This is a genomic window from Nocardia sp. NPDC050412 (assembly GCF_044458825.1).
Classification (GTDB): domain Bacteria; phylum Actinomycetota; class Actinomycetes; order Mycobacteriales; family Mycobacteriaceae; genus Nocardia.
In genome coordinates this window covers 29,023-50,516 of record NZ_JBITIJ010000016.1, presented here as the reverse complement: position 1 = coordinate 50,516, position 21,494 = coordinate 29,023, and the positions used below count along the sequence as shown (strand labels likewise).

Below are 21,494 nucleotides of genomic sequence, written 5' to 3'. Positions count from 1 at the left end.
CGAGCGCGGCATCGCGAGCACCACCAGCGATTCCGGGCCGACGCCGGTGCTGATCAGCAGGCGCGCGAGGCGATTGGCTTGCTCGGACAGTTCGGTGTAGGTGAGTTCGGTGGTCTCGGAAACCAGGGCAACGACATTCGGTGTGCGGCGCACTTGGCTGTCGAGGCCTTCGTGCAGAAACCGATCGGCGACCTTGTGCCCGCTGGCATTCCAGCTGGCCGTGACGTAATCGAGTTCGCCCGCGTCGAGGAGTTCGATATCGCCGACCGCGATATCCGGATCGGCGGTCGCCGCGCGCAGCACCCGGAGAAACTTGACACCGAACTCACGCACGGTCGCGGTGTCGAACAAGTCAGTGGCGTAGGTGAATTCGGCGCGGCAGCCACAGTCGGTATCGGAAAGTGTCAGCTGCAGATCGAATTTGGCGAAGCCGGGATCGAAATCGACCAGCTCCGCGTCCAGGCTGGGCATCGTCAATGCGACCGGCCCGATGTTCTGCATGAACAGCGCGACCTGAAACAGCGGATGCCTGCCCTGGGAACGCGCCGGATTCACCACCTCGACCAGCCGCTCGAAAGGAATATCGCTGTGCGCGAAGGCATTCAGATCGCGCTCACGCGCATAGGCGATGAGGTCGGCGAAACTCAGCTCGCACCGCACCTCGGTACGCAGCACAAGCGTATTGACGAACATGCCGACGAGATCGTCCAGGGCACGATCGCCACGGCCGGCGACCGGTGTGCCGATGGCGATATCGCAGATGCCCGACAGCCGCGCGAGCAGGACCGCGAGTGCGGCATGGAGCACCATGAAGGGCGTGGCGCGGCTGCGGGCGGCAACCCGGTCGATCGCTTCACGTAGCTCGGCGTCGATGGCGAACTCATGAGTCGCCCCGCGGTAGGACGCGACCGCGGGCCGGGGCCGATCGGTGGGCAGATCCAGCTGTGCGGGCAGATCGGCCAATTCAGCGGCCCAGAACCCGAGCTGGCGGGCGGCCACCGATTCCGGATCGGCCTCGTCGCCGAGCACCTGCCGCTGCCACAGCGCGTAGTCCGCGTACTGCACCGGCAGTGGCGGCCAGTCCGGTCGGCGTCCGGCGCGACGGGCCGCATAGGCGGTGACGAGATCACGCATCAGCGGGCCCATCGAGACACCGTCGGCGGCGATATGGTGCACCACCAGGACCAACGTGTGGTCCTCGGGTCCGCTGCGCAGCAACCGCACCCGGACCGGGATCTCCTCGGCGACATCGAATCCCTGTACCGCGCTGGCCAATACAGCGGCGGCGAGTTCGGTCTCGGGCATATCGCTCGGCGACAGGTCGAACACGGCATGCACCGGACGCACCACCTGAGCCGGACCGTCGGCGGTCTGCGGGTACACCGTGCGCAGAATCTCGTGCCTGACAACGAGATCGGTGATCGCCGCGGACAGCGCGGTGACTTCGAGTGCACCGCGTAGCCGAAGTGCGACCGGGATATTGTCCACAGCGGCGGTATCGAAGACGTACGCGGATTCGGTGTGCGTGCCGAACCGGTTGAGAAACCACATGCGCCGCTGCGCCGGAGACAGCGGAATGTGCCGCGGTCGTGCGGCTGCCGTGAGGGCCGGTCGTGCGGCTCCGGTCCGTGCCAGCCCGGCCAGTGCCGCTACCGTCGGGCGGTCGAAAAAATCGCGGACGTCGACGGTAATGCCGAGCGCGGCCCCGATTCGGGCAATGGCGCGGGTGGCAATGAGCGAGTTGCCGCCGAGCGCGAAGAAATCGTCGTCGGCGCCCACCCGATCCGTCTGCAGCAGTTCGCCGAAGATCTCGGCGACGGCCACCTCCGTCTCGGTCGATGGTTCCCGGTATGCGGCCGATCCGAATACCGGTTGCGGCAGTGCGCGCCGATCGAGCTTCCCATTGGCATTGATCGGCATTTCGTCGAGGACGACCACCAGTGACGGCACCATGTAGTCCGGTAGGTGCCGGCGCGTGGATTCCAGCACGCTGGCCGGATCGACGGTGACGCCGCGGTCGGCCACCACGTATCCGACCAGGTGATCGCCGCCCGCATGCCGATGCAGCAGCACCGCGGCCTGCGCGACGTGCTCATTGCGCAGCAGCGCCGCCTCGACCTCGCCGAGTTCGATCCGCAGCCCACGCAGCTTGACCTGGAAGTCGATGCGACCCAGATATTCCAGTTCGTCCGGGCCGCCGTCACCATCGGTGCGCCAGCGGACCAGGTCACCGGTGCGATACATGCGGTCACCAGGTGCGCCCTCGGGATTGGCCACGAAGCGGTCGGCAGTCAGGCCCGGACGGGCCACATAGCCGCGGGCCAACTGCACACCGGCGAGATACAGCTCACCGACGACGCCACTGGCCACCGGCCGCAGATTGTCGTCCAATACCAGCAATTCGGTGTCATCGGCGGGCGCGCCGATGGGCACGGTCGTGCTGTCGGCGGCGGTGACTTCGTGCGCGGTGACATCGACGGCGGCCTCGGTGGGGCCGTACAGGTTGTGCAGTGTCGCGCCACTGATATCGCGGAAGGCGGCCGCGGTAGCCGCGGGTAGCGCCTCGCCGGAGGCGAATACCCGACGTAGCGTCCGTGCCGCACTTTCGATCTCCGGTTCGGCCACGAATACCGCGAGCATCGAGGGCACGAAATGCGCGACGGTGACACCACGTTCGGCGATCGTGCGCGCCAGATATGCCGGATCACGATGACCATCCGGTGCCGCGATCACCAGCCGCGCACCGACCTGCAACGGCCAGAAGAACTCCCACACCGAGACGTCGAAGGTGAACGGCGTCTTCTGCAGCACCACATCATTGCCGCGTAGTCGATACAGCCGCTGTCGCCACCGCAGGTTGGCCATGATCGAACGATGTGATACCGCAACACCTTTCGGGCGGCCGGTCGATCCGGAGGTGAATATGACGTAGGCAGTATTGTCCGCCGACAGCCGCGCCCGGTCATCGATCGACGCTTCTTCCGCTACAGTGTCGAACTCGTCGATTCGCAGTACCGGGATATTCGGTCCGAGTTCCGGCTGATCGTGGGTCGTGGTGAGAACCAGGACCGGTGCGGCGACCTCGAGCACGTAACCGATGCGTTCGGCTGGATGCTCCGGATCGATCGGCACATACGCACCGCCCGCCTTGAGGATCGCGTACATGCCGACCAGCAGGTCGAACGAGCGCCGCACGGCAAGCCCCACCAGGCTGTCCGGGCCGACACCCAGGTCGACCAGCCGCCGGGCAAGGGCGTTCACCCGGCCGTCGAACTCCGCATACGTCAGCGTCGCGTAGCGACTCGATGAGGGGTGGTGGTCGGGCGACGGGTGGGCCGGCGTCGCACCCGCGTATTCGAGGGCAATCGCGTCCGGCGTCCGGCGCACTTGCTCCTCGAATTCGCTGACCAGGGTCTCGATCGGTGCGAATATCGACGGCAGCACATGGGCCGCCGCCGCCAACGCATCATCGAGCAGTTGCTCCAGCACAGTGCCGAGTGCACCGTCTCCGGACTCCAGCAGGGCGGGCAGTTGACTCGAGACGACGACCGATACCAGTGCGTCAGCACCGAGACCGCCACCCATCGCCTCGTCCAGCACCATGATCTCGGTGGCCAGCACACCGTAGGTGATGGTGGTCCGGTCGTACCGCAAGGCGACCCGCTCCGGGTCCAATTCGGCGACCTTATCGATCAGAATGGGTAAATCGTCGAGTCCGTACGCTCGGCGCAGTGCCGAATGATCGTAGGCGGCAATACGATTGCCGAGTTTGCTGGATGCGACCGATTCTGCCTGGGACATCAGCTGATTCCTTCCGAATCGATTTCCGAACCAGAGTTGGCGAGTACGGCCCGCGCCTCGGTGCGCAGGGTCCGCAGGACTGTGGCGAGACCACTGCCGCCGAGGGCGACCAAAAGGCCGGGTACCAGCCCGGCGAGGGCAACATTGATGAGCGCTTCCGGTTTCGCGGTCGCGCCCATGGCCTTGGCGACCGTCGCGAGTTTGGCGGCCAATTCGCCGAAGGTCACCGTATGTACGTCGTGAGTGAAAGCGACGGCACCGGAACTGATTTCGGCGGCGGCGGTGATCAGCGTGGGCAGGGACGCCTGTTCGTCACGTGGCTGTTCACCGCGAATGTCTATGGCGCGGATGATGGTGGCGGGGTCTTGCGCGATTACCTCGAATATGCAAAGTAGCCGCTCGGCGAACAGTCGGACCGTCGCGGCATCGAAAATGTCGGTCGCGTAACCGAATCGCATATCCAATCCGGCCAGGTCGCCGGCGGCATCGAACAACTCGATGCCGGTGAGCTGCAGATCGTATTTGGCCTCGACCAGCGCCAGATCGAGCACCTCGACCCCGAGCCCGGGCAGCGCCACTCGGCCGGACGGCATGTTCTGGAAGGTGAACATCACCTGGAACAGCGGCGTATAGGAACTGGACCTGGTCCGGCCCACAGCATCGACAACCCGCTCGAACGGCACGTCGGCATGTGACAGCGCCGCGATATCGCGATCCCTGGCCTGCCGAAGCAGATCCGCGAAGCGGGCGCGCGCATCGATCTCGGTGCGCAGCACAACGGTATTGACGAACATGCCGATCAGATCGTCGAGCGCGCGTTCGCCGCGTCCCGCGACCGGTGCGCCGATGGCGATATCGGGTGTGCCCGACAGCTTGGCGAGCAGGACCGCGAACGCACTGTGGATCAGGGTGAACAACGTAGTGCCGTGCGCGCGGGCGACCGCTTCCATCCGCCCGGCAAGTACTGCGTCGACCTCGAAACCAACGGTGGCACCACGCATATCCCGGCGCGCCGGACGCGGTCTATCGGTCGGCAATGGAAGTACCTCGGGCAGGCCCGCCAATTCCGTCGTCCAATAGCCGAGTTGCCGTGACAGCAGACTGCTCGGATCGTGGTCGGAGCCGAGCACCGCGCGTTGCCACACGCTGTAATCGGCGTACTGGATCGACAACGGCTCCCAGTCGGGCGCATTGCCCGCGGTCCGGCTGACGTAGGCACGCATGAGATCCCGCGTCATCGGTGCGACCGAATAGCCGTCGGCGCTGATGTGGTGCAGCACCACGACAAGCACGTGCTCATCGTGGTCGGTGCGGAACAATACGGCGCGGACCGGTGGTGCTGCGGTGATATCGAAACCGGCGGCGACGAATTCAGCGATGCGTGCGTCGATTTCATCCTGTGCCAACAGGATCGGTTGCAGGTCGACATCGGCAACGTCCAGCACTTGCTGCACCGGCTCGGGTTCGGCATCCGGGTACCGGGTACGCAGGGTTTCGTGGCGTTCGATCACGTCCTGGATGGCCGCGCGCAGGACAGCGATATCCAGTGCACCGGTCAGACGCAGCGCTGCGGGGATGTTGTAGGCCGAGGAATCGGGAGCCAGCCGATTGACCACCCACATCCGCTGCTGTGCCAGCGATAGCGGGGCGGGTGTGGTACCGCGACGTCGGGTAAGCGCGGGCCTGGCGTCGCCGAGTTCGGCCAGTCGCGCGGCGAGCAACCCGACAGTCGGCGCGTCGAAGACCGCGGCCACCGGGGCCCGCACTCCGAGTGCGGAACCCAGCTGCGCCGCAAGCCGGGTCGCCAGCAGCGAATTGCCCCCGAGCGCGAAGAAATCGGTATCCAGCCCGACCGATTTCTCGGCCGCCCCGATTACCTCGACAAAGGTGGCCGCGACCAATCGCTCCAACTCACTGGTCGGCGCGCGGAAAGCAGCCGTGGCGAATACCGGCTCGGGCAATGCGGCCCGATCGACCTTGCCATTGGCATTGAGCGGCAACGACTCCAGCACCACAATCGCGGCGGGCAGCATGTAGGTGGGCAGCTCGGTAGCCACCGCAGTACGCAACGCACCGGCCAAATCCGCCGTCGAGTCCGGCACCGCGACATAGGCGACGAGCCGAGCTCCGGCGTGATCGTCATCGCGCGCCACCGCGACCGCGGCCCGCACCTCGGGCAGCCGCAGCAGCGCGGCCTCCACCTCGCCGAGCTCGATCCGGAAGCCGCCGATCTTGACCTGGAAGTCCGCCCGCTCCAGGTATTCCAGCACGCCCTCCGAACGCCAGCGGACGATGTCGCCGGTCCGGTACATCGTGGCACCCATGGCGAAGGGATTCGCGACGAAACGGTCGGCGGTCAGCGCGGGCCTGCGTTGATAGCCGCGCGCCAATTGCGCACCGGCCAGATACAACTCGCCGGGCACACCCACCGGCACCGGCTGCAACCGTGCATCGAGCACGTAGACCCGACTGTTCCAGACGGGTGCGCCGATCGGGACGAGATGGATCGGGTCCGCGTCGACTTCGAAGGCCGTGATCGATACGGCCGCCTCGGTCGGGCCGTACAGGTTGAACAGTCGCACGCCGGCCCGACGGCGGAATTCGATCGCGGTGGCCAAAGGCAGCGCCTCACCGATGGCGAGCACCTGCCGCAGTGAATTCGGCAGCGGCGCATCCGATACCGCGAGCAGCATGCCGACCAGTGACGGTACGGCGTGCAGCACCGTCACCCCATATCGTTCGATCAGGTCCAGCAGTCGGTCGGGGTCGCGCTCAGTGCCGGGCTCGGTCACCACCAGGCGACCGCCGGTCGTCAGGACCGACCAGAACTCCCACACCGACAGGTCGAAGGTCGCCGGAGTCTCGAGCAGCGCGCACTCGCTCGGCCCGAGCGCGAATCGGTCACGCAGCCAGGCCAATTGGTTGACGATCGCCGCATGCGAAACGGTGACGCCCTTGGGTAGTCCGGTCGACCCGGATGTGAAGATCACATATGCCGGATGCTCGGGCCGCAACGGTCGGGCACGTTCGTCGTCCGCGATCGGAGTTGCGGCGTAGTTCGTCAGGTCGAGGTGATCCACTTCCATCGCGGAAAGCGGTGTTTCGATTGGCAAGCCATCGCGTGAGGTAGTGAGCACACACACGGGCGCGGCAGTCTCGAAGACATACGCGATCCGGTCAGCCGGATGGTCCGGGGCGATGGGCACATAGGCGCCCCCGGCACGTACCACCGCGTACATGGCGACGACCAACTCGACCGAGCGCCGCATGGCGAGCACGACGGTCGCCTCCGGCCCGACCCCGTCCGCGATCAACTTGCGCGCCAACCTGTTGACCGCAGCGTCGAATTCGGCATAGGTGAGCACTGATTCGGTGGCCGCATCGATCAACGCAACGCCCTCAGGGGACAGCGCCACCTGGGCGTCGATGAGATCCGCCAACGTCGCCGAAGCAACCGAATGCGCGGTCCGATTCCACTCTTCGAGCAACCGCGCACGCTCCGCGCCCAGCAGATCCAACGCACCGACAGCCGTATCCGACTGAGCGACAACAATTTCCAGCAGCCGCAAAAGCTGCTCACTGAACCGCTGGGCACTGGTGCGCTCGAACAGGTCCGTTGCGTAGCCGAGCGCGATATCGATACCCTCAGGCGCGCCATCCGCACCATAGTGATCGACAGCGAACAAGTGCAGATCGAATTGCGCTACCCCACTGTCGAATTCGAGCTCACTCACTTCGAGCCCCGGCAGCTTCAGTTCACCGCGCTCGTGATTCTGGAACGAAAGTCCGACCTGGAACAGCGGATGCCGCGCTGTCGATCGTTCCGGGTTCAGCACCTCGACCAGGCGCTCGAACGGCACATCCGCATGCGAGAATGCGGCAATATCGGCCGCCCTGGCCCGCCCGAGCAGCGCATCGAAACTGTCTGCGCCATCGACCCGAGTCCGCAACACCAGCGTGTTCACGAACATGCCGATCACATGGTCGAGTTCCGCATCGCCGCGACCCGCGATCGGCGTCCCGACCGCGATATCCGAACTGCCGGACAGCCGAGCGAGCAGCGCGGCGAATGCGGCATGCGCAACCATGAACAGCGTTGCGCCACTGCGTCGTCCGAGCGCGACGAGCGCGCTGTGCAATCGCGCGTCGATTGCGAACTCCACCTTCGCGCCACGCAAACTCTGCCGGGCGGGCCGCGGGTAATCGGTCGGCAGGGACAGCTGATCAGGCAGTCCATCAAGCGTCCGGGTCCAGTACGCGATCTGCTGTGCCGACAGCGATTCGGGATCGTCCTCGCTGCCGAGCAGTTCACGCTGCCACAGTGCGTAATCCGCGTACTGCATGGTGGGCGGCGTCCAACCGGGTGCGCTGTCATCCAAGCGTGCGCGGTAAGCCAACATCAGATCACGGACAAACGGCGCGAGCGAGGATCCGTCGGCGGCAATGTGATGCAGCACCGCCGCCAATACGAACTCCGCGCGCCCCCCGATCCGGAACAGCCGCATCCGGACCGGGATATCGACGGTCACGTCGAAGGTAGTGGCGGCCAGCTCCCGAACGCGTTCCGACAGGGTGTCTTCGGCAATATCGATCGGATACAGCGACGGAATCGCCTGCGCGACGGGCACGATCAGCTGAGTCGCCGCACCGTCGATCTCCGGGTATCGAGTCCGCAGCGACTCGTGGCGACCGATCAGATCCGCGACCGCGGCTTGTAGCGCCGCGATATCCAATGCGCCGGTGAGCCGCAGCGCCACCGGAATGTTGTAGGCAATCGAGTGCTGATCGAACCGGTTGAGCAACCACATCCGCTGCTGTGCCGGGGAAAGCGGAATCCGGCCCGGACGTGCCCCCGCCACCAGTGCGGGCCTGGGCGCAGCCGGATCGCTCGTGCCGACCGCTGCGGCGAGGTCGGCGACCCGCGGCGATTCGAACAGCGCACGCACCCCAACGGTGCGCCCGAGCGCCGCGCCGATGCGGGCCGCGGCCTTGGCGGCCAGCAGGGAAGAACCGCCGAGGGCGAAGAAGTCGTCATCCGCACCGACCAGACCGCCCTCGGCCATCCCGAGCACATCCGCGAAGACGCCCGCGACAATCTCCTCGACGACCGTCCCCGGCTTGCGGTAGGTCGACGCCTCGAACTCCGGTGCGGGCAGCGCGGCCCGATCCAGCTTCCCGTTGACGGTCAAGGGAATTCGTTGCACCCCCACGATCGCGGCTGGCACCATATGCTCGGGTAACCGCCGCGCGAGTTGTTGTCGCAGGTCAGCGGCATCGATCCCAGCGAAGCCGACCACATAGGCGACAATGCGCGGCTCATCCACCAGATCGCTGCGCACGACCACCGCCACCTCGCGCACCGTTGCGCTCGCGTCCAGTAGCGCTGCCTCGATCTCTCCCAACTCGATGCGGAACCCGCGCAGGTTCACCTGCTGGTCGGCCCGGCCCAGATACTCCAACTCACCGTCGACGGTCCACCGTGCGAGGTCACCGGTCCGATACGCCAGGGCACCGTCCCCGGCGTACGGATCGGCAACGAACCGGCTCGCGGTGAGCGCGGGCCGTCCGAGATAGCCGCGGGCCAACTGACCACCCGAAACGTAGATCTCGCCGGGCACGCCGACCGGCACCGGCCGCAGCCGCGCATCGAGCACCCGCACGACCAATCCGGGTATGGCCCCACCGATCACACTCGCCGAACCGGTACCGACCTCGATCGGCCGGTAGGACACATGCACGGTGGTCTCGGTGATGCCGTACATATTCACCAGTCGCGGCGAGCGCGGATACCTGGCGAACCAGGCGCCGAGCCGCTGCGGTTCCAGCGCCTCGCCGCCGAAAATCACATAGCGCAAGCTGAGTTCGGCGGGCGGCGGGGCAATCAGTTGATAGAAGGCCGACGGTGTCTGGTTCAACACCGTCACCCGTTCCTCGGCAAGCAGTTCCAGGAACTGCTCCGGTGAGCGCGAGGTGTAGTAGTCGACCACCACGAGCGTGCCACCATGCAGCAGTGCACCCCATAGCTCCCAGACCGAGAAGTCGAAGGCGTAGGAGTGGAACAGCGTCCAGACATCCGAGGGTCCGAACTCGAAGTGGCACTGGGTGTTATCCAGCAGGCGCAACACATTGCGGTGCGGGACGACCACGCCCTTCGGTTGCCCGGTGGATCCGGAGGTATAGATGACGTAAGCCGTATGCGCCGGATTCAGCGGCCTACGTCGCTCCGCCTGGCTGATAGCGGTCGAACGCTGATTCCCGGCCGCGATATCGATTACCGGCCCGCCGAACCAGCCGGGTGCCAATCCGGTTCCGGCGCTGGTTATCGCACAGATCGGGCGGGCATCATCGAGTACGTATTCGATCCGATCGGCCGGATAATTCGGATCGATCGGCAGATATCCGCCACCCGCCTTGATCACCGCGACCAATGCGACGACGAGTTCCACCGACCGCGGCAGCGCCACCGCCACCAGCGCGTCGGGTCCGACCCCGGCCGCGATGAGCCGCCGCGCCAGCCGATTCGACCAGGCGTCGAGTTCGGCATAGGTCAACGATCGGGCGTCTGCGCGGACCGCGACGGCCGTCGGATCGATCGCGACGGCCAGCGCGAACCTCTCGGCGAGCGTGACCGTCGCGGTGACATAAGCCCTTGTCGGAGTGGACCATTCGTGCAGCGCGCGGTGCTGTTCCTCAGCGCTGAGCAGTTGAATATCCCCGACCACCACCGTGGCATCCGCGGCGATGGCGGCCAGCACCTGCGTGAACCGACGACCCAAAATCGCGATTGTGCCCGCATCGAAAAGGTCGGTCGCATAGGTGATCTCGATGTCCATGCCATCGGCACGGCCACCGGCGTCATCGGATTCGACCACCGTGAACTGCAGATCGAATTTGGCTGCCGCCGCATCGAATTCGACCGGGCGCACCACGAGATCGGGTAGTTCGAGCGACGCAAGCTTGAAGTTCTGAAAGGTCAACGCCACCTGGAACAGCGGATTCCGATTCTGCGCCCGCGCCGGCGCAATGACCTCGACCAGCCGCTCGAACGGCACATCCGCATGCGACAGCGCCTCGATATCCTGTGCGCGAACGGTATCCAGCACCGTCTCGAAGCGCGCCCTGGTGTCGATGTGAGTGCGCAGTACCAGGGTGTTGACGAACATCCCGACCAGCCCATCGAGCGCTGCGTCACCGCGACCGGCGACCGGCGTGCCGATTGCGATGTCCGCACTGACCGACAATCGGGACAACAACACCGCGAGCGCCGCATGCACTGTGCTGAACAGCGTCGTTTCCCGCTTGCGGGCCAGTTCGCGCAGTTCACTGTGCAGATCGGAGTCGATGCGGAGCCGGTGGGTGTCGCCGCGATATGACGAGACTGCAGGTCGCGGCCGATCGGTGGGCAGCTCCAACTGTTCGGGCAGACCCGCCAGCGCACACCGCCAGAAGGCGAGCTGCCGGTGCGCCTGCGACTCCGGATCGGCTTCATCGCCCAGCGTCTCGGCCTGCCAGAGTGTGTAGTCGGCGTATTGCACGGGCAATGCCGGCCATGCGGGCGCGGTGCCGGCACGGCGCGCGGCGTAGGCGGTCATGAGATCGCTGGCGAGCGGTCCGAGCGAGAAGCCGTCCGCCGAAATATGGTGCAGCACAAGCGCAAGCACGTGTTCGTTGCCAGCCGTGAACAGTCGGGCCCGCAGTGGCACCGTCGTGGTCAGATCGAAGGTGGTCGCCGCGAATGCGGAAAGGTTCGGTTCGAGTTCCGCCTCGGTGACAAGCTCGGGCCGCAAAGCCGCAATAGCCTGCGCCGCGGGGATGATCACTTGCACCGCGCCATCGAGGCTTTCCGGGTAGATCGTCCGTAGCGTCTCGTGCCGAGCGACCACATCCGCCAGCGCGGCGGACAATGCCGCCACATCGAGATCGCCGGTGAGCCGCAGCGCCACCGGAATGTTGTCCACGGCATCGCCCGAATCGTCGGCAAGGAATCGGTTGAGGAACCACATACGCTGCTGAGCCGGTGAAAGCGGAATCCGCGCTGGGCGCGAGCGCGGGCTCAACGCGACATATCCGCGCCCCTCATGCGCCTCGGTCGCGGTCGCCAATGCCACAACCGTGGCTGCCTCGAACAGCATTCGCACCGGCAGCCGCATATCCAGCGCCGCGCCCAAACGGGCCACGACCTGCGTGGCATTCAGTGAGTTTCCACCGAGGGCGAAGAAGTCGTCGTCCAGCCCGACCAGTTCGACATTCAGCACTTCAGCGAAGGTCCGCGCAACGATTTCCTGGGTCGCCGTGACAGGGGCGCGGAAAACAGCAGCCTCGAATACGGGCGCCGGCAAGGCCTTCCGATCCAACTTTCCGGAGGCATTCAGCGGAAAGTCATCGAGTACGACAAACGCCGCCGGCACCATATACGCGGGCAGTTGCATGCTCAGAGCAGATTTCAGGGCATCGGAATCGACCTGCGTTTCCGCGACGACGTATGCGACCAGTTGCTGCTCATCCCGCAGCACAACCACCGCCTGCGCAATCGAATCCATCGCGGTCAGCGCGCTTTCGATATCACCGAGCTCGATCCGCAGACCACGCAGCTTGACCTGGAAATCCGTGCGACCCGAATACTCGAGCACCCCATCCGCACGCCAGGTCACGAGATCCCCGGTGCGATACATCCGCGCACCATCGCCGAACGGATTCGCAACGAACCGATCACTCGTCAGATCCGGTCGTCCGATATATCCGCGCGCCAATTGCGCACCGGCCAGATACAACTCGCCCGCAACCCCCACCGGCACCGGACGCAACCGCGCATCGAGCACATAGACCTGGGTGTTGAATACCGGCCCACCAATCGGCACGGTATCCACATCCGCATCGGTGACCTCGTGGCCGGTGACATCCACCGCTGCCTCGGTCGGACCGTACAGATTGTGTACTGCCGCACCGGTCAGCTCACGCAATCTATGAGCAGGCTTGGGGGCCAATGCCTCCCCTGACACGAATACCATCCGCAGCGAATCACACTCAGCCACAGCCGGTTCCGCGACGAACACCACCAACATCGACGGCACGAAATGCGCGACGCTGACCCGCTCGCGACGAATAACCCGCGCCAGATACGCCGGATCACGATGCCCATCCGGCCGCGCCACCACCAACCGCGCCCCGACCTGCAATGGCCAGAAGAACTCCCAAACCGACACATCGAAGGTGGCGGGCGTCTTCTGCAGCACCACATCAGCACCGGTCAGCGCGTAGGTTTCGCGCATCCACACCAGACGATTGACGATCGCCGCATGCGAAACCGCGACCCCCTTCGGCCGCCCCGTCGATCCGGAGGTGAAGATCACGTACGCGGTGTTGCCCGGCACCAAGGGGCCGAGCCGATCGTCGTCGGTTAGGGGCGCATCCGAGTAATCGGAGGTGTCGAACAGATCCACGTCGAGCACCGCCCACGCACGGTCGGTGCCTAGATCCAGCCCATCCTCCGAGCGGGTCAGCACACACCCCGGGCGCGCCATCCGCAGCGAATGGCCGACACGCTCGGCCGGATGCTCCGGATCCACCGGAACATACGCACCGCCCGCCGTGAGCACCGCGTAAATCGCCACGACCAGATCCACCGACCGCCGCATACCGATGGCCACCGTGGTCTCCGGACCAACCCCGATGGACACCAGCAGCCGCGCGAGCCGATTCACCCGACCCGCGAATTCCGCATACGTCAGCGTCGCGGAGCGACTCGATGGGGGGTGGTGGTCGGGCGACGGGTGGGCCAGCGTCACGGAGCGACTCGATGGGGGGTGGTGGTCGGGCGACGGGTGGGCCAGCGACTCGCCCTCGAAGGTGACCGCAGGGGCATCCGGAGTCCGCGCGACCTGCGCCTCGAACAGCGATACCAACGTTGCATCGACATCCACCGGATGTGTTGTCGCATTCCAGGCGTCGAGGATCAGCGCGCGCTCATCGTCGGCGAGCAGATCGATATCACCGATCCGCACGTGTGGATCGGCGACCGCATCGAGCACGCGCTGCAGTCGAGTCGCGAACGAAGCGACCGTCCGCGCATCGAACAGGTCGGTGGCGTACTCGAAAGTTGCTGCCATATCGGCTGCGTCCGCCGACAGCGTCAGTTGCAGATCGAATTTCGCTGTTCGCGTATCGATATCGAGCATCGAGGCGGCTAGACCGGCCAACTCCAGGCTGGTCTGCGCGGTGTTCTGGAAGTCGAGCATGACCTGGAACAGCGGATGCCGTGCCGCGGAACGCTCCGGATGCAAAACCTCCACGAGCCGCTCGAACGGCACATCGGCATGTGCGAGGGCGCGCAGATCACCGTCGCGAACCGCCGCGATCAGCTCGGCGAAAGTCAGTTCGGGCCGCACATCGGTCCGCAGCACAAGGGTGTTGACGAACATGCCGACGAGCCCGTCCAGCGCGGCCGCACCGCGCCCGGCGACCGGAGTCCCGATCGCAATATCCTGCTGCCCAGCGAGTTTCGCCAACAGCGTGGCGAATGCCGCATGCAGCACCATGAACAGGGAGGCGTTCGCGCCCTCGGCCACATCACGCAGCCGATGATGGGTCGCGGCATCGATAGTGAAGGCATAGCGCGCACCACGCCCCGACGCGACCGCCGGACGGGGCCGATCCCCCGGCAGTGTCAACACATCCGGCAGATCGGCCAATTCGTTCGACCAATACCGGATCTGTTCGGCGATCAGAGATTCCGGATCCTCCTGCGCACCGAGCGTTTCCCGCTGCCACAGTGTGTAATCGGCGTACTGCACCGGCAGCGGCACCCAGTTCGGCTCCGAACCCACGCGACGTGCGGCATACGCGACCATCAGATCCCGAGTTAGCGGCGCGATGGACCAACCGTCCGCACTGATGTGATGGATGGATACAACCAGCACATGCTCGGTCCCAGTGCGCAGCAGCGTGAGCCGAACCGGCGCCTCACGGTCGATCGCGAAAGGCATCGCCGCCAACGCTCGAATCCGATCAGCCAATTCCGTGGCATCAACCGGTTCCGGCGCCAGCGAAACCGCATCCACCGGCAGCACTTCCTGACGCGGAACACCGTCAACCGCTGGATACCTCGTGCGCAGCGCCTCATGCCTGGCGATGACATCGGCAACCGCATCGGTCAACGCACCGAGATCGAGCGCGCCGATCAGTCGCACCGCAGCAGTCAGATTATTCGCAACCGAGGCGGCATCGAACTGATTGAGGAACCACATCCGCTGCTGCGCATAGGAAAGCGGCACCACATCGGGGCGGGTCTGGGCGACCAACGCCCGTCGCGCAGACCCTGAACCGGGCAGATGCGCGGCCAAGGCGACCACCGTCGAATGCTCGAACAACAGCCGCACCGGAATATCGGCATCGACCACCGTCCCGATCCGCGCCGCAATCTGCGTGGCCACCAGGGAGTTTCCGCCGAGCGCGAAGAAGTCATCGTCCAGCCCGACCCGATCGAGACCGAGCACCGCCGCGAATACCTCGGCAACCGCATGCTCGGTAGGGGTGACAGGCGCACGAAATTTTCCGGCGGTCGGCACCGGATCCGGCAATGCCTTGCGATCCAACTTGCCCGAGCTGGTCAGCGGCATTTCCGCCAGTCCGACATAGGCCGTCGGCACCATGTAGGAGGGCAGCACAGCGCGCAGCCGCTCCCGGAGCACCTCGGCCAGTTCTGTCTCCGGAATTGCAGCGACCACATAGGCGACCAGCAGCTCACCCGCGGCATGCGAAAATACCCGCACAGCCGCGGAACGCACATCGTCGTTAGCGACGAGCACCGCCTCGATCTCACCGAGCTCGATCCGCTGCCCCCGCAGCTTGACTTGAAAGTCACCGCGCCCCAGGTATTCCAGATCCCCGGCCCGATTGCGTCGCACCAGATCACCGGTCCGATACATCCGGGCACCGGCCGGGCCATACGGATCGGCCACGAACCGCTCGGCGGTCAATTCCGTCCGCCCGTGGTACCCGCGCGCCACCTGAACGCCGGAGAGATATAGCTCGCCGACGACCAGGTCCGGCACCGGCCGCAACCGGGCGTCGAGCACCAGCAACTGACTCGAACGAACCGGCCGACCGATCGGCACCGGCCCTGACATGCCGGCATCGACGGCCGCATAAGTGGCGTGCACCGTGAATTCAGTTGGGCCGTATAAGTTGTGCAGTTCGGCTCGGCACACCGCGGCAAAGCTCGCCGCGGCTTCACCGGTCATCGCCTCACCCGCTACGAAAACCGCACGCAACGAGGCGATCTCGGCAATACCGGTGGCATCGGCGAATACCGACAGCATCGATGGCACGAACGAGGTCATCGTCACGCGGTGCGCCGCGATGGTCGCCGCAAGATAAGCACTGTCCCGATGCCCGTCATGCGCGGCGACGACCACGCGCCCACCGCGCGCCAATGGCGCGAACAGCTCCCACACCGACACATCGAAGGTCGACGGAGTCTTGAACAGAACCACATCGTCCGCGCCGATGCCGTATTCGTCGGCAATCCAGTCGATCTGATTGACCACCGAGGCATGCTGCACCGCAACACCTTTCGGCGCGCCGGTGGATCCGGAGGTGAAGATGACGTACGCCGTATTCGTCGCGCGCAAAGGACTCAGCCGGTCCGAATCCAGCACGGGCGCATCCGAATAGCCGGAGCAATCCAGTGCATCCGCCACCCGGACCGAAGGCCCGGTCGACCACCCGTCACCCGCCCGAGTCAGCACACAGACCGGCTGAGCCGAGGAAACGACCTGTGCCCGCCGCGCCGCTGGTTGATCCGGATCCACCGGCACATACCCGCCACCCGCGGTCAATACCGCATAGGCCGCGACAACGAAGTCCGCCGACCGCCGCATACCGAGCACGACCAGCGTCTCGGGCCCGACCCCGGCGGCGATCAGCCGCCGAGCAAGCCGATTCACCCGCCGCGAGAACTCCGCATACGTCAGCGCGCTATCCCCGTCGACCACCGCGACGGCCTCGGGCGTCCGCCGTACCTGCGTCTCGAATGAGGCCAGCAGTGTCGCAACACGACTCGACGACTCCGCGACTCCGCACTCGATCGCACGCTGCCGTCCCGCCATATCCAGCAGCGGCAGATCCCCCACCGCTAGCTCGGCATCGACAACAATCGCCCGTAGCAACCGAACCAACCACTGCGCGTAGTCCGCGATAGTGGATTTGTCGAATAGATCTGTGGCGTAGGTGAACTCCGCCCGAACCCCCGCCGATGCCGGACCTTCCCCGAGTCCGGCACCGGCGAAGCCTTCGGTGACCGTGAGCTGGAGATCGAATTTGGTCACTCCGGTGTCCAGCCTACTGGTGCAGGCCGACAAATCGGGGAGTTCGAACGCGATGTCCGCGGCATTGTCGAAAGCGAGCAATACCTGGAACATCGGATGCCGCGCCTGCGAGCGCGGTGGGTTAATGGCATCGACCAGCTGCTCGAATGGCAATTCGGCATGACCGAAGGCGGCGAGATCGGTCTCGCGCACCCTCGCGAGCAGCGCCGAGAAGGGCGCGGCGGTATCGACTACGGTTCGCAACACCAGGGTGTTGACGAACATGCCGATGAGATCGTCCAGCGCCCGTTCACCACGTCCGGCCACCGGCGTGCCGATCACGATGTCGTCGCTGCCCGACAGCCGCGAAAGCAGCACGGCGAGCGTGGCATGCAACACCATGAAGTTCGAAACACCCTGGGCACGAGCGAGTTGCACGACTCCGGCGTGCACCTCGCTCGGAATTTCGAATCCGAAGACCGCACCGCGTCCGGATGCGACGGCGGGCCGGGACCGATCGGCGGGCAGCTCGATCAGATCGGGCGCACCGGCGAGCGTGGCGGTCCAGAACTCCAGTTGCCGGGCCAGCGCAGCGTTCGGATCGGACGCGGAGCCGAGCAATTCATGCTGCCAGAGACTGTAATCCACGTACTGCACTGACAGCGGTAACCATTCCGGCACAACACCCGAATGCCGGAATCCGTACGCGGACATCACATCTCGTGCCAATACCCGCAGCGAAAAGCCGTCCGCGGCAATGTGATGCAGCACCAGTGCCAGCGCACAGCTCTCGTCATCGACCAGGAAGATCCGTGCCCGAATGGGTATTTCGCGCCCCAGGTCGAATCCGAGCGCCGCGAACCGAGCCAGCTCGTCGTCCAGTTCGGCCACACCGATCGATTCCGGCTCCCCCACGACGACAACCTCGTCCGTGGACAGCACGACCTGCTGGGCCGCCACGCCGTCCGACACCGCGGGAAAGATCGTGCGCAGCACCTCATGCCGATCGACCAGATCGGCCAAGGCCAGCCGCAGCGCCGAAATATCGACCGAACCGCGCAACCGCGCCACGAACGGCATGTTGTAACCGGCACTGGAAGTCTCGAACCGATTGAGGAACCAGATCCGCTGCTGCGCCGGAGATAGCGGAACCAGCGGCGGCCGGTGTCGCGCCCGCAGCTGCGCGAGCACCGGCACGCCACTGGATCCACCCGCCCGCTCGATGAGTTCGGCGAGTGCGGACACCGTGGTAGCGGTGAACAATTCGCGAACCCCGAGCCGACAGCCCAGTTCGGCGCCCAAACGCGCCGCGACCTGGGTGGCCACCAAACTATTGCCGCCGAGGGCGAAGAAATCGTCATCGCGCCCGAGGTGATCGTGTCCGAGTACCGCCCCGAATACCCGCGCGACCACAGCTTCTACCGGCGTGGTGACCGCGGTGTATTCGACCCGCTCAGGCGTGGGCAGCGCGACACGATCCAATTTGCCGGAGGCATTCACCGGCAGCGCGTCCATCACCACGAACGCGGCAGGCACCATATACGCGGGCAACGCGCGCAACGCCGCGGTGCGCAGTTGGCCAGCAGACACGGTGCCGGGCTCGGACTCGACCACATAGCCGACCAACTGTTCGCCCACCCCGGCGTCATCGCGCACCACGACCACCGCGCGCACCACCGAATCGACGGTTCCGAGCACGGCTTCGATCTCACCGAGTTCGATCCGCAGCCCGCGCAACTTCACCTGAAAATCGGTGCGGCCCAGGTACTCCAGCTCACCGTGCGTAGTCCAGCGCACCAGATCACCGGTGCGATACATCCGGGTAGCCGACCCGAATGGATCCGCGACGAACCGATCGGCGGTGAGCCCGGGGCGGCCGATATAGCCACGGGCGAGCTGTACCCCCGACAGATACAGCTCACCCGCAGCCCCGACCGGTACCGGCCGCAGCCGCGAATCGAGCACATAGAGCCGGGTATTGAAGACCGGCGCGCCGATCGGCACCGCGAGGGTATCGGTATCGGTCACTTCATGGAAGGTGACGTCGACCGCCGCCTCCGTGGGACCGTACAGGTTGTGCAGCCGCACACCGGTCAGCACCCGCAGCCGCTGTGCCAGCGCGGCGGGCAGCGCCTCTCCGGACGCGAAGACCCTTCTCAGTGCCGCATGTCCGGTGCACTCCGACTGTGCCAGAAACACTTCCAGCATCGACGGCACGAAATGTGCTGTTGTCACATTATATTCGGTGATCACCGCCCGCAGATAGGCCGGATCGCGATGACCGTCGTGCTCGGCGAGCACCAGCCGCGCCCCGATCTGCAACGGCCAGAAGAACTCCCACACCGACACATCGAAGGTAGCGGGCGTCTTCTGCAGTACAACATCATCGGCCGACAGCCGATACTGCTGTTGCATCCACACCAGCCGGTTCACGATCGCATCGTGGGTGACGACCACCCCCTTCGGCCGCCCGGTCGACCCCGAGGTGAAGATCACGTACGCGGGCTGACTCGGCCGCAGCGCGGCGGTACGTTCCCGATCCCAGACCGGACCATCCGCATAGTCGGCGAGATCCAGCCCATCGAGACGGATCACCGGCACTCCGGCAAGGTCGGTGGCCTCAGTCGTCAGCACGCATGCCGGTCGCGCGGTCGCCAGAATGTGCGCGGTCCGCTCGGCCGGATGATCCGGATCCAGCGGCACATACGCCGCCCCCGCGGCAAGCACGCCATACATCGCGATCACCAGCTCCGGCGACCGACGGATGTTGAGCGCGATCAGCGTCTCGGGTCCGACGCCGAGGTCTATCAAATGCCGTGCCAGCCGATTACTGCGCGCCGCGAGTTCTCGATACGTCAGGTCCGGCACACCCGCGAACTGCACCGCGACCGTATCCGGCGTCCGCGCGACTTGCGCCTCGAACATCGAAACCAGTGTCGGCGCACCGGCGAGCGCCGCGGGCACATCGAAGCCGGTCGCATTCCAGATCCGGGTGCTGACCTCGAGTTCCAGTTCGGTCGCCACGGCCACCGCCGACATCGGCGTATCGACCTCGGTGGCCAGCAACCGCTCCAGATACCGCACGAACCGCGTCTGATGGCGCGCGATGTCATCGGCCGCATAGAGATTCGGATTCGCCTCGAAATCGACGTGCACGCTGTCGCGCTCGCCGTAATAGACATTGAGGCTCATATCCTCCACCGGCCCGGTGGACAGTACGTGGTACCGGCCGACCGCATCGCCCAGCGTCAACTCGCTGCCGAACAGCATGATGTTGGCCAGCGGACCGAACAGCGCACGGCGCGCTGGCCGCCCGTCGTGCTCGGTGTCGCGGCGGATGTCCTCGTGCCGATACCGCTGGTGCCGCAGCGCACCCGCCACCTCCACGCGGGTGGCCCGCAGCAGATCCCCCCAGGTGCCGTCGACCGCGAGCCGCAGCGGCACGATATTCGACAGCATTCCGGCCGACTGCCGCATGAGCGCGGTGGTGCGCGCCGTCACCGGCAGACTCAGTACCGCCTCGTCCCGATCGGTGAACCGCCCGAGATATCCGGCGAAGGCCGCGAGCAGCACCACCGCGATCGTCGAATCTTGGTTCGCAGCAAGCGAATTCATCCGTTCGATCAGCGCGTCCGGCAATACCCGGCGCGCGATCAGATTGGTCGCCGAACGCGGTGCGCTCCGCCCGTCCAGGCTGGTCGCAGCGTCGAGCCCGGCGACCCGTTCAGCCCAGTGCGCACGGTCGGTTTCGAAGCGAGAGCTATCCCGGTAGGCGCGTTCACTGTCGACCAACTCGGTCAGCGCACCCGACTGGACCGCCTGCGGGTCGTTGCCGAGCACGCTGGCGGTATACAGCTGCGCCACCCGCTGGGTATTGGTCAGCGCGCCGAATCCGTCGAGCACGATGTGATGCGCCCGCAGATACCAGAAACACCGCTGGTCAGCGACGTGCAGCACGGCACCGGCGAACAGCGGATCGGTCAGCATATCGACCGGCGCGCTCGCATCCGCGCGCATCCATTCGTGTGCCGCGGCCACCGGATCGGCATATTCGCGCAGGTCGATCACCTGGATATCGACGGAATTCGCGGGATCGACGCACTGGTACGGCATGCCGTCGGATTCACCGAGGCGCACCAGCACCGATTCGTATTCCCGCGCCGCGATGACCGTCATTTCCTGCAGGATCGCGGGATCCAGCACGCCCGGCACATCGACGTATTGGGCCACATTGATCGGCACGTCGGGATCGAGCAACTGCGCATACCAGACCCCCAGCTGCGCCGGTGCGAGCGGAAACGGCTGGTTGTCCGAAGCCTCCGGTAAGCAGTCACTCGCCGGGCGCGGGGCCCCGTCCGGTCGCGCCCCACCCAACTCCGTACCGTGCAC

Annotated in this window: 2 protein-coding genes (1 of these 2 running past the window's edge); both read right to left on the bottom strand. The window is 65.7% G+C overall.

Annotated features, from left to right (window positions below; genetic code table 11):
- Positions 1-3,801, bottom strand: partial view of a non-ribosomal peptide synthase/polyketide synthase gene (locus tag ACIBI6_RS33710; protein ID WP_396958901.1) — the 5' end (the start) only. The gene continues 21,417 nt to the left of window position 1, outside the view; the window shows 3,801 of its 25,218 coding nt (coding positions 1-3,801); the start codon lies at positions 3,799-3,801; the stop codon falls past the left edge of the window.
- On the bottom strand, positions 3,801-21,494 hold the full coding sequence (locus ACIBI6_RS33705; protein ID WP_396958900.1) for a non-ribosomal peptide synthase/polyketide synthase: 17,694 nt from the start codon (positions 21,492-21,494) through the stop codon (positions 3,801-3,803). The genes ACIBI6_RS33710 and ACIBI6_RS33705 overlap by 1 nt, the downstream gene beginning before the upstream one ends.